The sequence below is a fragment of the Ruegeria sp. HKCCA6837 genome (genome assembly GCF_013034475.1).
Lineage (GTDB): Bacteria > Pseudomonadota > Alphaproteobacteria > Rhodobacterales > Rhodobacteraceae > Ruegeria.
The window spans coordinates 1-14205 of the sequence record NZ_WQGD01000016.1; the positions used below are offsets into that span (position 1 = coordinate 1).

At 57.3% G+C, this 14205-nt stretch carries 14 protein-coding genes and 1 pseudogene; 10 read left to right on the forward strand and 5 right to left on the reverse strand.

Annotation, left to right across the window (positions count from 1 at the left end; translation table 11 throughout):
• From GOV91_RS18135 to GOV91_RS18160, 6 genes are all read left to right on the forward strand, one after another.
• On the forward strand, nucleotides 1–630 hold a 630-nt coding region (locus tag GOV91_RS18135; RefSeq protein ID WP_171236533.1), incomplete at its 5' end, for a hypothetical protein.
• Nucleotides 627–1637, forward strand: coding sequence for an agmatinase family protein (locus GOV91_RS18140; RefSeq protein WP_170417815.1), 1011 nt, complete (start codon nucleotides 627–629; stop codon nucleotides 1635–1637). The genes GOV91_RS18135 and GOV91_RS18140, both read left to right, overlap by 4 nt.
• The gene (locus GOV91_RS18145) at nucleotides 1634–2329 is read left to right on the forward strand and encodes a hypothetical protein (RefSeq protein ID WP_170417812.1); all 696 of its coding nucleotides are present in this window, start codon (nucleotides 1634–1636) and stop codon (nucleotides 2327–2329) included. The genes GOV91_RS18140 and GOV91_RS18145 overlap by 4 nt, the downstream gene beginning before the upstream one ends.
• Nucleotides 2326–3771: an aldehyde dehydrogenase family protein gene (locus GOV91_RS18150; protein WP_170417809.1), complete on the forward strand. Its 1446-nt coding sequence runs from the start codon at nucleotides 2326–2328 to the stop codon at nucleotides 3769–3771. Before GOV91_RS18145 ends, GOV91_RS18150 begins: the two co-directional genes overlap by 4 nt.
• Complete coding sequence (locus GOV91_RS18155; protein WP_170417806.1) at nucleotides 3771–4967, forward strand: CaiB/BaiF CoA-transferase family protein; 1197 nt, start codon at nucleotides 3771–3773, stop codon at nucleotides 4965–4967. The genes GOV91_RS18150 and GOV91_RS18155 overlap by 1 nt, the downstream gene beginning before the upstream one ends.
• Nucleotides 4964–5791: a citryl-CoA lyase gene (locus tag GOV91_RS18160; protein ID WP_170417803.1), complete on the forward strand. Its 828-nt coding sequence runs from the start codon at nucleotides 4964–4966 to the stop codon at nucleotides 5789–5791. Before GOV91_RS18155 ends, GOV91_RS18160 begins: the two co-directional genes overlap by 4 nt.
• 464 nt (nucleotides 5792–6255) lie before the next feature.
• Here GOV91_RS18160 and GOV91_RS18165 read toward each other — a convergent pair whose 3' ends face one another.
• A complete protein-coding gene (locus tag GOV91_RS18165) occupies nucleotides 6256–7167 on the reverse strand; it encodes a homocysteine S-methyltransferase family protein (RefSeq protein WP_170417800.1) in 912 nt (303 codons plus the stop codon).
• An 84-nt stretch (nucleotides 7168–7251) separates the two neighbouring features.
• Here GOV91_RS18165 and GOV91_RS18170 point away from each other — a divergent pair, with 84 nt between their 5' ends.
• Nucleotides 7252–7551, forward strand: a complete 300-nt coding sequence (locus GOV91_RS18170; RefSeq protein WP_170417797.1) for an MBL fold metallo-hydrolase — start codon at nucleotides 7252–7254, stop codon at nucleotides 7549–7551.
• Nucleotides 7552–8033: 482 nt separating this feature from the next.
• Here GOV91_RS18170 and GOV91_RS18175 read toward each other — a convergent pair whose 3' ends face one another.
• The 4 genes and pseudogenes from GOV91_RS18175 to GOV91_RS18185 form a co-directional block, all read right to left on the reverse strand.
• Entirely contained in the window at nucleotides 8034–9440 is a 1407-nt protein-coding gene (locus tag GOV91_RS18175) for a hypothetical protein (RefSeq protein WP_174819503.1), read from the reverse strand.
• A gap of 115 nt (nucleotides 9441–9555) precedes the next feature.
• A pseudogene (locus GOV91_RS22960) lies at nucleotides 9556–9696 on the reverse strand (DUF6429 family protein); the annotation flags it as partial.
• 155 nt (nucleotides 9697–9851) lie between these two features.
• Nucleotides 9852–10154, reverse strand: a complete 303-nt coding sequence (locus GOV91_RS18180; RefSeq protein WP_152460662.1) for an SH3 domain-containing protein — start codon at nucleotides 10152–10154, stop codon at nucleotides 9852–9854.
• A 102-nt stretch (nucleotides 10155–10256) separates the two neighbouring features.
• Nucleotides 10257–10649, reverse strand: coding sequence for a GFA family protein (locus tag GOV91_RS18185; RefSeq protein WP_152460663.1), 393 nt, complete (start codon nucleotides 10647–10649; stop codon nucleotides 10257–10259).
• 233 nt (nucleotides 10650–10882) lie between these two features.
• Here GOV91_RS18185 and GOV91_RS18190 point away from each other — a divergent pair, with 233 nt between their 5' ends.
• From GOV91_RS18190 to GOV91_RS18200, 3 genes are all read left to right on the forward strand, one after another.
• Nucleotides 10883–11152, forward strand: a complete 270-nt coding sequence (locus GOV91_RS18190) for a WGR domain-containing protein (RefSeq protein ID WP_245220702.1) — start codon at nucleotides 10883–10885, stop codon at nucleotides 11150–11152.
• Between the two features lie 527 nt (nucleotides 11153–11679).
• Nucleotides 11680–12084, forward strand: coding sequence for a DUF3768 domain-containing protein (locus GOV91_RS18195; protein WP_152460664.1), 405 nt, complete (start codon nucleotides 11680–11682; stop codon nucleotides 12082–12084).
• A 218-nt stretch (nucleotides 12085–12302) separates the two neighbouring features.
• On the forward strand, nucleotides 12303–14168 hold the full coding sequence (locus tag GOV91_RS18200; protein ID WP_170417794.1) for a ParB/RepB/Spo0J family partition protein: 1866 nt from the start codon (nucleotides 12303–12305) through the stop codon (nucleotides 14166–14168).
• Nucleotides 14169–14205 lie beyond the last annotated feature (37 nt).

Sequence of the window (14205 nt, forward strand, 5' to 3'; positions counted from 1 at the left end):
GATATCAGTACCGATGGCCTGCACGAGCGGCTTTGTGATCTCGGAGATATTGCACCGGGGTCCGAAGATGCGATCCACGCGGCCTTGAAGGCGGCCATGCGTCAGATCAGCGACAATGGCGCCTGTGCAATCTTTTTGGGCGGATCAGATCGCATGTCCGAGACGGCGCGGAGCGCGCTCCCTCATTGTCAGACAGTGCAGCTTGGCGGTACACCAGCCGATGCGCGCGATTTTCATATTGCGCCCTTGCCGAACGGAACGACCACGCCGGTAAATAGAGATACTGCCGCGCAGCGTGCCGCGTTTTCAGAGTGGCGGGATCCATCAAAGCCGTTGTTTGTTCGGTTTGATCTCTCGGTGTTTGAAACATCGCTCAGTGCGCTTTGTGATCGGCCCCGTTTGGGGGGCTGCGATCTTGCGACGGTGGTGCAATGGCTTGAGCTTTTGGGACGGCACGAGGTCAGCGCCATTATGTTGACCGGTCTGAATCCGAACCGTCCCGGAATGGGTGTCGTGAAGGTTGGCCAACGCCTGATGGTCACGGCTCTTCTGGCGTTTATCTATGCGCGCCTCGGCTTTGGGATTGATTTTCCGCGCCGCCAAACTTCCAAGGAAAAAGTACTGACATGACTGCAGCGATAACGACATTTCTCCCGCCTCTGGCACAACCGGGGTATCGGCTGTTTGATGGGCCTCTGCTCGATGCCGCCGACGTCCGTCCGGGCCAAATCGGTGTGGTGGGTATGCCCAGCGATTGGACACATTCAAGCCGGCTCGGAACCAGGTTTGGTCCCGAGGCGCTGCGTAAGGCAACGACGGTATTGCAATCCATGCGACCGCAGGGGGTCAGTTTTGATCCAGATACGGGCCAAAGAAGCGCAACGGCCAGCGACTGGCTCGTGGATTGCGGGGATGCAGTGATCACCCCTGAGGATGTAGACGCAACCACCGAGGCCATTGCCGCAATGACCGAGGCGCTGAGCGTTGGAGGGGCGATCCCTCTGGCACTGGGCGGTGATCACTATAATAGCTTCCCGGCCTGCCTTGGCTATTCCCGTGGGTTGGCCAAACGCGCACCAAATGCACGTTTTGGGTATATCCAGATCGACGGTCATCTGGATTTCTCTGACCGGCTTGGCGCGTGGGGCAGCCATAACCACGCAACCAATGCCCGTCGGATTTCCGAACTGCCCAATGTCGACGTGTCCAATATGGTTTGGGTCGGGATCACCGGTTGGGTCGACAGCGGTGAACTCGCCTTGATCGAAGAGCAGGGCGGTCGGGTGTTTTCGGCTGGCGACGTACATAAATTGGGGACGGCAGAGGCAATTCGTCAGGCGTTGGAGCATGCCATGAAGGGATGTGACGAACTGTATCTGTCAATCGACATCGATGCGATGGACGCTGGCTACCTCCCCGGCACCGGCTCAATCGTTCATAGCGGTATTACACCGCGTCAGTATTACGATCTGCTGGATGGGCTGGCCGAGGCCCCGTTGGGTGGACTGGATATTGTTGAGGTGTCCCCTCCTCTTGATCCGTCGGAGCGTACCGAATTTCTGGCTGCAGAAATGTTGTTCCGGATCCTGCGTCGCTTCCGCACACAACCTGTGACCGGGGCGGTGACAGAGCAATGATGGACTACAAAGGAACAGAGCAGCTGGGTGGGTTTTCCCATGCAGGAAAAACACTTGCGCCCGCGACACGGCCCTGGATCACAGACCTGTCAGCGCTTTGCCCTTACGAGGGCCTGCAACCCGGGAACCTACCGGAATTTGAACGCGACCCGAATTGGGACAACTGGGCGCTCACCGACAGTCCCAAAGACCCGAACCTGCGCCTGAACTGGCATCTATTTGAGGACGGTGGAAGAAGATTGATGGTCGCCGACCGGATGCTTATGAGCCGCGTCAGCTGGCAGGATCTGGATGATGCGGGGTATGTCCATGGCACAGAGCTGTCGATTGATGGACGCCTGTTTCGCTGCCGGTTGCTTACGGGGGGGGATACGCCCTGTAGTGACCCTTTTCAGGGGGCGACGCGCCCCAATGAATGGGATGCGCTGGTGGGGGGCAGCGGGGCGTTGAACGCTCCGCAACCGGACCCGGCCAATAGTACAGCACCGCTTTGCCCGGATCATCTGACCTCGCCTCATAACCGTTTGTGGAACTGGTTCGGCGCGGTCAGCTGGACCGCCGAACCGGTTGCCAGACGGGCCGATGGGCGGGTGTGCAGGGGCTATCATGGCCCGACCTATTTTTACGTGAATACTGTGGACCACCGGCATGAAGATATCGGGTGGCGACCAGTTCTTGAGGAAGCGCTATGACTGCAAACCCCTTTGCCAACTTTATCGCCGGATCATGGGTTGCTAGCAGCGACGCGGCCCCCAATGTCAACCCGTCCGACCTGAACGACACGATCGGCGAGTATGCCCGGGCAAGCGCCGATCAAACGGTTGACGCAATCGAGGCCGCGGCCGCGGCCCTGCCGAATTGGCGCAAGACATCGCCTCTGGTCCGGTTCGAAGCGCTCGACCGGATCGGGTCGGAAATCCTCGCCCGTGTAGACGAGCTGGGCGATATGCTGGCCCGCGAAGAGGGCAAAACCTTGCCCGAAGCCAAGGCCGAAGCGCATCGCGCCGGGCATTTGTTCAAATATTTCGCGGCTGAGGCGTATCGTGCGACCGGCGACACCTACCAATCTCTGCGCGAAGGTGTGTCGCTAAATGTTGTACGCGAGCCAATCGGCGTTGTGGGCGTAATCACGCCCTGGAATTTCCCACTGGCGATCCCCGCATGGAAAATCGCACCCGCTCTGGCCTATGGCAATACGGTTGTGTTCAAACCTGCCGAACTGGTGCCCGGATCGGCATGGATGTTGTCCGATATTATTGCCCGTGCGGGCGTGCCTGAGGGGGTGTTCAACCTTGTGATGGGAAAAGGCCGTGAGGTTGGGGAGGCAATCGTTACGCACCCCAAGGTGTCCGGGGTCACATTCACCGGTTCCACACCCGTCGGTCGCCATATGGGGGCGGCGCTGTTTGCGCGAGGAGCGAAAATGCAGCTGGAGATGGGGGGGAAGAACCCCTTGATCGTGCTGGATGACGCCGATCTGGATCTGGCGGTGCACTGCGCCGTTCAGGGCAGCTTTTTCTCAACCGGACAACGCTGCACAGCGTCTTCCCGCCTGATTGTGACCGAGGGCATTCACGACGCATTTGTTGACCGTCTTTGCGCGGCAATGAAAGACCTTCGGATCGGTGATGCGCGCGCTCCGGAAACCCAGATTGGTCCGGTCGCCAGTGAAGCGCAGCTCGCCATCGACAAACGATACGTGTCTCAGGCTGTGGATGACGGTGCAACGCTTGCCGCAGGTGGTGGCGAGGTCAAATCCAAAACAACCGGCCATTACTTTGCGCCTGCGTTGTTTACGGATGTGTCACCCGACGCAGCCGTGGCACGAGACGAAATCTTTGGGCCCATCGCCGCCGTGTTACGCGTGCCGGATTACGACGCCGCCCTGGCCACGTCCAACGACTGCGAATTTGGATTGTCCGCAGGAATTGTCACGCGGGATCCCGCCAAAATCGATCACTTCTCGCAGAACGCCGAAGCAGGCATGATACAAGTCAATCTGCCCACCGCCGGCATGGATTTCCACGCACCCTTTACGGGCCGAAAGGGATCCTCTTATGGTGCACCGGAAAAAGGCAGCTATTGCCGCGAGTTTTTCACGGCGGCCAAGGTTGTACACGCGGGGCGCGGATAATGTCGCAGACACCTTTGAAGGGCATTCGTGTTCTTGATCTGACCAATGTCCTTGCCGGTCCGTTCTGTTGTCATCATCTGGCGCATCTGGGCGGCGAGGTTATCAAGGTCGAAGCCGTCGGTCGGGGCGATCTCGCCCGCCAACTGGGGGCCGACCCAGAGCTGAACAAAGTCAACATGGGCGTGTCCTTTCTCGCCCAGAACGCGGGCAAGAAATCGGTCACGGTCAACCTCAAGAACCCACGGGGTCGAGAGATTTTTCTGAAACTGGTCGAAACTGCAGATGTCGTGGTTGAAAACTTCCGGCCCGGCGTCATGACGCGCCTCGGCGTGGGCTACCAGACCCTGAAAGAGGCCAATCCGACCCTCATCTATTGTGCTATCTCCGGCTTTGGCCAAGAGGGCCCGTGGATACGCCGCCCGGCTTATGACCAGATCATACAGGGAACCTCGGGTGTGATGTCGATCACCGGGGATAGCGACAGCGCGCCGCTGCGCGTTGGATATCCGGTGGCAGACACTGTGGGGGGCATCACCGCAGCCTTTGCGATTTCATCTGCTCTGAACGCCAATCCGCGCGGCACCTTTATTGATGTGTCGATGCTGGAATCGGTGCTGGCGACAATGGGCTGGGTGGTGTCGAACTATCTGATCGCCGGCGTCAATCCGACTGCCAATGGCAATGAAAACCCCACTTCGGCGCCTTCCGGTGCGTTTGAAGCGAAGGGCGGGTTGATCAACATTGCCGCAAACAAAGACCAGCAATGGGAGCTACTGACGGACCACCTGGGATTGGCCGCGCTGCGCGAGCGGCCTGAATATGCCACGCGCGAGGATCGCAAACGCAATAGGCTGGCTCTGAAAACTGAGCTGGAGACCGTGTTGAAGACCCGGTCACCGCGCGACTGGGCCAAGGAACTCAATAGCATTGGTGTGCCATCAGGAGCGGTTTTGACAGTGCCGGAAGTATTGGAAATGCCGCAGGTTGCAGACCGCGGTTTCCTCGACCAGTTTGAAAACGTCCCCGGCGTCGGACGCGACATTCAGGTTGCCACGACCGGGATCAAATTGGACGGCAGCGCGCCCACCGTCGATGCACCACCGCCCACATTGGGGCAGCACAACTCTCAAATCTGGAGCGAGTTAGGTCTTTCACCGGAAGACATTGAAAAACTGGCAAAGGATGGCGCGATATGACGGACCCCGCAGGACGCAATGACGCCGATGCCATTTGCCACTGGTGGCGCACCGAAATTATCGACATGGCTCCGGGGCGGATCGCCTTTCGCGGCCACCCGATCCAGGACCTGATCGGAAACGTCAGCTTTGCTCAGATGATCTGGCTCATGGTGCGCGGCAATTTGCCCACGCCAGAACAGGCGGCGCTTTTTGAATGCGCGCTGGTGGCGGGCGTGGATCATGGTCCGCAGGCGCCATCGATAGCCGCAGCGCGTATGGCCGCGACCTGTGGGCTGGGGCTCAACAACGTCATGGCCACCGGGGTCAACATGTTGGGTGACGTGCATGGCGGCGCCGGTGAACAATGCGCCGAGCTTTATTTCGACGTCGCCAAACGGATGGATGACGGCGCTGAACAGGAAGTTGCCGTCCGCGACGGTATCGCCGCCTGGTGTGAGGAAAATGGCAAGATCGTCTCGGGTTTTGGCCACCGTTTCCACAAGCCCGTCGATCCCCGCGCACCGCGATTGATGGCGTTGGTACGCGAGGCCGCGATGTCAGGCACTGTAGAAGGGCGATTTGCCGATATCGGTGAAGCTATACAGACGGAAATCGGACGTAAGCGCGGTGCCGATATCGCGATGAATATCGATGGGGCCACGGCTGTTATCTTTTGCGAATTGGGGTTCCCGGCACCGCTTTCCCGGGGATTGTTCTGTCTTTCCCGCTCGGTTGGCGTCTTGTCTCATGGCTGGGAACAGATTCAACAGGGCGGGCGGAACAAGGGGCCAATGCCGCCGCGTTATCTGCCGGAATATATTGGTGTCAAATCGGAGCGCTAACCCGATGACCATTGATGGTGCGAACGCCTAAATTCACACCGAACTTGGCATTGAAGCGCCACTGGCGTGTGGACTGTTTTGCCGGTCTCGGTCATTGGGCATCCCCCCCTAGAAGCAGACCCAACATGTTAGTCTGAACAAAGATTCACTTCTTTGGTGTTGTCTTTGAAGGTATTTCAATCCAGGCGAGAATCGATACATTTTCACGCTTGTTCTGACGTCAGCGAAGCGCACCGAGCTGCCATCGCGACAAGCGCGGCGAATTCACACTTGGTCCGCGATGCGTGAGTTTGTCGATCGCTGGATTTCGCAGTCGCAGCTAAAGTCCGGTCTGGTGGGCCGCACCGCAGCGATGCGCGCCCTCGGTCAACGGCAGCAAAGGGCCGATCTCCTAACAAGTTGTGGAAAGAAATTACGGGATCACCTTAGATCTCAGCGTTATCGCTCAGATTGAACCAAGTTGGCTATGCTAGTTCGCTGATCATCGATTTCAGATGGCGCATGTCGGTACCGCAGCATCCTCCAAATACTTGGATCGACGGATTCTGCCTCGCAATCGCGGCAATCTGTTTACCAAGTTCAGCTGGATCGCCTTCGTCCAGCTCATCTGCTTCGTCAAGTTCCGCATGCGAGCAACTCGAAGCGTTCGCCACAAGGCCTCTCAGCCGGGGGTGGTTGCCAAGCGCTCCGGCGAAATGGGTAGGGTGAGCGCAGTTGACCATAAAAAACAGCGCCGCCGAGTCGGTTGCTGCGTCGATCTGGTCAATTCCGTCCACAAGTTTGGTCCCGTCTGCCAGGCACCCGTCTGTCTCAACAACCAGAGACATGATGATCGGCAGTTCAGCGTCCCGGGCGGCGAGGATGCATCCCGCTGCCTCGCTTGGGCGGTTGAATGTATAAGCGGTGACCAGATCGAGGCTTGTGTCTTTCAGGCTGTGCATTTGAGCGGCGTGGTATTGACGTGCATCTTCGACGGGTACCGGCGGGATGTCGGCGTAAGGATCATGGCGCGGGCCGATGCAGGCCGACACCAGTACATCATCGCGAGCGGCAGCTTGGCGCACGTCTTCCATTAGACTGACCGCATCTTTGTTTACTTCGGCGAGCCGCTCTGCATCGTACCCCAAGGGCGCTGCCCGGTCGGCGTTCGCCATCCATGTGGGCGCATCAAGGATGCATCCGACATTCATTTCACGGGCCAGATCGACAAGAGCCTGCATTTGACCGGCCAGTATCACCCTGGTGCCAGGTTCTTCCAGCAATGGAAACGACGCGAAACCGGGAAGCTCAATTCCATGATTGAAAATCAGGTCGGTGCCAGTGCCGGCGTAAACCAGAAAGGGCTTGTTACCTTCGAGTGGGAGCTGTCGCGCCATTCTGATCCACGCCTATTGCCGTTACCTCTACACAAGAAACCTACTTTGTCTCGGGCCTCCTGTGAACCTTAGGACTGCGACAGGGTGTATTCCGTCACTCTGATCCCCACGCCAGGCCAAACACCAGGTCATGTCTCGGTCGAAATCACCAGTGGCGACCGGCGCGCTCTGATTACAGGTGATGCAATCCATACAACCGCCCAGTGCTGGCATCCCGAGTGGCATTTTATGTTTGATTCCGATGCTGAGATGGCCGTGACATCCCGTCGGAAACTGTTGGAAAGCGCCTCGGAAACGGGATGTATTGTGCTGGGAAACCACTTCGCTTTGCCGTCTATTGGTCGGGTGAAGGCGGACAACGACGCGTTTCGCTGGGAGGACTAGCCCAGGTTGTATTTTGATGTGCGCGGGTCTGTTGTGGGATGGCGGCTGACGTGAAAGTTCGACGCGCCGCGCAGCTTACAGGCAATGATCGGCGAAACTAAATCTCGAACCCATTGGGCTATGTCACATTCCCTTGAATTCTTGTTTCACAAGCTTTCTCTCTTCACCATTTTGTGAAAGCCTGAAGCAGTTATGAGTGACAGAGTGTGCAATTTTCAGAAAACAGTGGTTCTTTCTGAACTCCAATCAGCTCTCTTGGACGGAATTTGTGATCACTGCGAGGTGACAAGTTCGGAACTGGCCAAGAGTGGAGAGGTGCTGGAAATATGTGGACAAGAGTACTGTTTCGATTATGAAACCGGTGTGTCCACGGAGACTGAAATTTTGTTGTGCCCCAGCTGTCACGAGGCAAACCATCTGGACGCGCAGCGACAGCATAACCCTTGCCACATCTCTGCAAGACGCAGCCGGGAAAACATGGGTTAGTCGATGGGTTCAGGAGGCGAAGCTTTGGAACGGTTTTTGCAAGAACCATCGCTGGTCCAATTTCGGTAGTCTGACAGACCAAGCTCGTCCCACATCCAGCCGAAATCATACTCAGCCACCGGAGAGCCGGTCTGGCGCGCGCTGCGGTTTTCGATTGTCTTCAGCCAGTCTATGACTTTCTTCCTGCCCGCCGTGCTGCGAACGGCCTGGCGCGGGGTCTTGCCATCCAGGGCAGGAATCGGCTGGTCAAGCGTATCGCGGTAATGCTGTTCGAGATATTCGTGGGCCATCTGACGGGCAAGGGCACGGGGGATGTCCTCTTCTTCTGCCACTCCGTTACTCGTGCTGTCATCCGCCATCATCTGTTCGGCGGTCTGGATTGATGTCAGCGGAGATTTCACCAGGTCGCCCAGGAGGTCCCGGACCAGGGCTTCGCCGCGTTCAGCGCGCGCTGTAGAGCTCACAGAAAGTGTGAGTGTCCGACCTTTCAGATCTAGGGACCCAAGCACGGAGGCCCCTGACATTGATTTGTCCAACACGAGGCCGGTGCCGTGCTTGGTGCCGGACGGGGTGTCGAGGTCAAGCCAGGTCCAATCCTTCTGGCCTGAGATCACGAGTTCTGCGGACTGTGTTAGCTTTTCAGATACCTGGCTTTGCGTCACTTTGCTGGCGAGGGGGAAGCGCATGTCGTGAAAGAGCAGGTTGTCGCCATCGCTGTTGCTGATTTGTGGTGGTTCCGGATCCAGTAGGTTCGGCAGATGTGCGAAGAGCCAGGCATTGGTGAAGAGGGGTGCGGAACGGTGTAGCTGATCCTGTGTCAGCCTCAGTTCAACGTCGGGGTTCAATTTCAACACGGAGCGGAGCCCGTCTTCAAAAAACGCGACGGTGTCGGGGTCGAATGGGAGCAGCGCCCCCGAGATCACGTTATAATCCCCCTGTGCGACAACCCGAGCTGCGATGCGATCCCATCGCTGCAGCATCTGCGTCGCGCTGTGTTCCCGGACGGTAACCGGCTCTGCGTCCGAAAGCATGTTGCGCAAGACCATGGATCTGCCGGGGTCTACCTCGCTCACCTCATAAAGGCTGACCGACGCGTCCCGCAATCCTTTGATATAGGCGCGGGTCTGCGCACTCTCCTTGGAACCGCTCCCTTTCAGATAAGCATCCGCAGCGTTTTCGGCGTCCGCTCCGAATGTCCTGCCCAGCAAATCTTCCAGGCCACCACCCCACAGGACCATCGGCCAATCCTCGCCCAGCAAGTCGCCCAGATCCTCGAACTCAAGATCGAAGGCCTCGAGCGCTGGCAGAAAATGCTCGTCCAACACATCAGCGAGCCGCTCATGCCAAATCTCGTCACGGGTGATAAACCCGATGAGCCCACCAAGATCGTTCCCCGTTGTCATCTTCAGCTTCTCCCTGTTTGCCGGACAGGGGCGATTTAGCGCAGATTGCAACCGCCAGCCAGCCCACACGCGTATGCAGACCTGCGTTACATGGAGGGACTTGTCATGGCGAATGCTATGTCTTTGGCTCCCGCCCAAAAAGCTCTGTGAAAAGCTTTTCGGAGCGGCGCAGGCCTTCATCGGTCAGTACCACCGATTTTGCCTTTCCAACCGGGTCCAGGATCAATCCGTTACGGTGCAGGCGATCAAGCGCTCCCCAGTCAAAGCCTTAGGGCCGTCCTGAACCCAGCGAATTCGGGGATGTTGCGAGCCGCTTCGACGACGGGTGTGAGCCCAACTAGTGGATTCGTCAGGGCGTTTCCGCCGGTATTCTATGATTGCTAAAAGATGGTGGTGCTGATCGCTGTCGTATTAGATTTTCCGCAAATATGCCCAAGAGACGTATCCCTTAAGCTTGCGCGCGCGCTCCAAAGAGACGCGGCACCAACGGGTGCCACCGGTCTGCTCACAGCCGTGAACTCGTAGTGCGGTTCCATTTGGAAGACCAACGATCACATTGAACCCTGTTCCAGGCCCACTGCGCATTTTTAGCATGTCACCGTCTTCGACGCCAAAAACCTCATATGTTCCGAGTGACGCGGCCGCCGCCGGTTTAACGTCCATGACGACCCCCAGGAACAAAGCCATTAGGGGTAAAAAGATTGCATTGCGCATCGCGATGTCCTGCTTATTGCCTCAACGACAATCGTAGCAACTCGGGTCACCAAGAGGAACAACTCCAAGACAGAAATGTAGGTGATACCAAAGCTTCAAACGCTACATTTCTTCCAAATGGTGGGGAACCCTGGCCCAGTTGGGGGCATCTTTCACAAAAACCTTGCTCGTTGGCTTGAAGTTGTTTGGCTCATCCAATGTCCCAGCCGCAATGCTCGTCAATCCGAAGGCTGTCACGCCCCACAGGCCTGATCCGCAGGTGCCACAAAAATGCTTGATGACAGGTCGACCTTCCTTTGAGGTCTTCTCAAAGGTCCGTGGTTTGCCTTTCAGCAGCTGCAGGTCTTCCGACTTTATCATGTACCCGGCATAACCGTCCGTTCCGGTCATCGATAGGCAATCACTGCAAAAACACATGAGTTGCATTACTGCGCTGCCAGTGACCTGGTATCGAACCTCACCGCAAAAACATCCGCCTTCCAAGATTTCAGCCACGTTGCCTTCATCCTTCTATTTCGTTTTGCAAGATATGAGAAAACCGTACCTACTCTGGCCAGTGGTCACAACGGTTCCAGCAGCGGAATGTGGAATGGTGCCAATATGAGCTCCTGTACCTGGATGGGTACGAGGCAAGCATCAGACAGATTGAGTTGTCGAATGTTTTCATCACGGTTCTGAATCCTTGCCAATTGACTGTTCCAGCAAAGTCATTGGACAGACGAGCTTTATTGATCGACAATCGCGTCATGGAGCTGACAGACACCACACCTGTGCACCTGATCCATGTGGACCCTGAGATCAACATGGCGCGGTTCTATGGCATCGAGTTGCAGCCGACGTTGTTTGGGGAGGTTTCAGTGCTTCGTACCTGGGGGCGTATTGGCACGAACGGGCAAGCCATGATGGTGACGTATGATGACGAAGCCCTGGCTAGTGAAGCGCTCCACAATCTCGAAAAGCAAAAGCTCCGTCGAGGGTATGTTCCGGTCGGTGAGTGACTTCGGGCTGCAGTCTGTTTCTGTGGCAAATCCCGAGCCTTTCGGCTCGTGAGCAGGCTCTAGGTTTCAGCCGACGTATCGGCTTCCACCCAGAACACCCCAGAATGATCTCCCTGTCCCAGTAGCCCCTGACCCGTCTCTTGCGAGCCGGGGCAGGGGCTTTGGGTCATGGTCGGTCCATGCCGTGGTGATCTGCCCATTCGGGTGACGGTCCCTTTTGCGCTCACGCAGGATCAGAGATCCTTTGTCCTTTCCTTGTGGGTCAGGCGGGATTTGGACAAGCCAAACGCTACCTTCCGTAAGGGGGAAGGCGCGGCCTCCCCCCTCGGACAAGACAAATAGACAATACCGTGTCCTCGCGCGCCTGCGCTGCGGGCCGCACCACTCTTGTCGATTGGTCCTGTCTCGCCCCTCTCCGCGTTCGCCACGGGGCAGGTTTTAGAGACGACGCCCTTTCAGGGCTCGGCTCAAAACCAGCACCAAAGGGGATCAACCCCAGAGGTCGCACCACAAAAGGAGAGACGGTTTTGGACATTGAAAAGACAAAAGACATCGACACTGACACCAGCCTGCAGGCGGCAGAGATTGCGACCCAGAATGACCTATTTCGGAAAGCGCTGATCGATCCGACTGCGGCAATCGAGATGCATTCTAAGGGAATTCAGGGTCAGGTATTTGTCACGCCCGGCGTGTCAGGTGAAGGGATGGAGTTCCAGACTGCAGCTTTGGCAGCGGTGGCGTCGGATGACCAGTTTGACGAGGGCAATGACCCCTATGGCGATCACACCTTTGGGGCGGTGACAGTCCGTGACCAGAAGCTGTTCTGGAAGATCGATCTTTACGACACGGACTACACGTATGGGTCCGACCGGCCGTTTGACACGTCAGTGACGCGCCGCGTTCTGACCATCATGTGCCCCAGCGAATACTGATCTCAATCCCAAACCGGAAAGGAGGTGAACACCATGAGCAATGAAATCTTGCAGCAACGTATCGCAGAAGCGTGGGCGCTAATCAGGAAGGGCGACAATTTCCACATCGCGCGCCGCTTCCTGATCCAACACGCAGCCATCTAAACGGCTCCGCTCTACCCCGGAAGGGGTAGGGCACCCTTAACACGATCTCAAACACTCAAACAAGGATTTGCCCCATGAGCAAAGTCGAAACATTCACCGCACCGGAAACCATCGAAACCGTATCCCTGTCCGATCTCTACCTGTCTGACATCAACCCACGACAGGAGGTTGGTGAGGAAGGTATTGCACTTCTGGCCGACAGTTTGGTTATGTGTGGCTTGATCCAGAACCTCAGCGGGTTGCGCGATACCGATGGCAAAGTCGCAATCGTTGCCGGTGGTCGCCGCCTACGGGCTCTGAACATCGCCGTGACTGAGCGCGCTGATCTGGCACAGGTTCCCGTTAAGGTCACGGACAATCCCTTCGTGGCTGAGCAATGGGCCAATGCGGAGAACACCGCCCGTGAAGAACTGGACCCTGTGGACGAGGTCCGTGCTTATGGCAAAATGGCCGAGAAATCTCTGTCTATTGCCAAGATCAGCAATGCGTTTGGCGTGACCGAATCCCATGTGCGCCGCCGCCTCGCGCTTGCCAGTCTGCCCGCCGCCGTTCTGGATGCGCTCAAAGCCGGTGAGATCAGCATGGGGCTGGCCAAGGCCATGACCGTCAGCACCGAAGAAGAGAAAATTCTGGAGGTTCTGGAACGGGCCAAAGAATGTCGGTGGTTCAGTGAGCATGATGTCAAACAGGCACTGACGTCGGAGGCTGTTAGCAGCACTAGCCGCAAGGCCGTATTTGTCGGGCAGAAGGCTTATGTTGAGGCGGGCGGCACCGTCACCGCTGATCTGTTTGCCGATGAAACCCTATTCAATGAAGGCGCGTTACTGGATCGTCTGTTTGCCGAGAAACTGGCGGTAGAAGCGGAAAAACTGCGCGACGCGGAAGGCTGGGACTGGGTGGACACCCATGAGGAAAGCTACATTCCCTATGGGTTCTCGGGTACGAAAGACATGCACCGTTTGGACATGGTGAGCCGGGACTTCACCGAAGGACAGGCCGAACGGTATGACGAACTTGCCGAACTCTATGAGGGTGAGGCTCTGGACGCGGATGGTGAAAAGGAGCTGGCCGCGCTTGAGGACTATACGGCGCCGTTCTATTCTGACGCGCAGCGCAAGCTGTCCGGCGTGTTTGTCTATGTCACCAACAATGGCGAGATCAAAACATCCCCGGCCTATGTCGCGGCGGAACATGTTCAGGCTGCCATTGAGGCTGGTGTTCTGGCCCCGGTCAAAGAACCGGAGATCAAGGAAGAACCAAAACCAGTTTATTCGCAGAAGTTCATCGACGACATGGTGGCGATCCGGCTGGCAGCGGTTCAAACGGCCCTGCTGGACAAGCCTGATTATGTGTTGAGCCTGTTTGCTTTCTTTGCCACCCCGGCCTCCGGTCTGAGCAGCAATCTGTTTGGGTTTGGCTATGGTGGTGCCGAGCGGAACACACCCGAGATCGATGACCAGTTCATCCTCGACCCGCGTCTTGGCGGAGAACGGGATGAAGCGGCACAGGCAGCCTATGACCAGTTCCACGAGATTGCCGCACAAGGCAGCGTGGAAGCGTTCAAAGCGTTTCGCGATCTGGGCAAGAAGACCCGCAATGGTGAGATCACGGGTTTTCTGGCCCGGCGGTTTCTGACCCAACGCCCGGAGTTCATGGCGGAGATCGAGGCTGAGATCGAGGCTGACATGCGCGCGATCTGGACCCCTTCGGCTGAAAACTGCTTCAAGCGTCTGAAAGGCTGGCAGCTGGATGATCTCTACAAAGACCTGCTGGACCTGCACATCGACGCCGACATGTTCAAAGCCTTCGCGAAATCCAAAAAGGGTGCCAAGAACGAGGCGCTGCACAAGCTCTTCAATGATCCAGAGCATCAAAAGGCACTGGGCGTGACCGAGGCACAGAAAGCCCGGATCGATGCATGGGTGCCGGATTGCTTCTGAAACTGGCAGGGCAGGGCGCAACGCGCCCTGCTTTTCA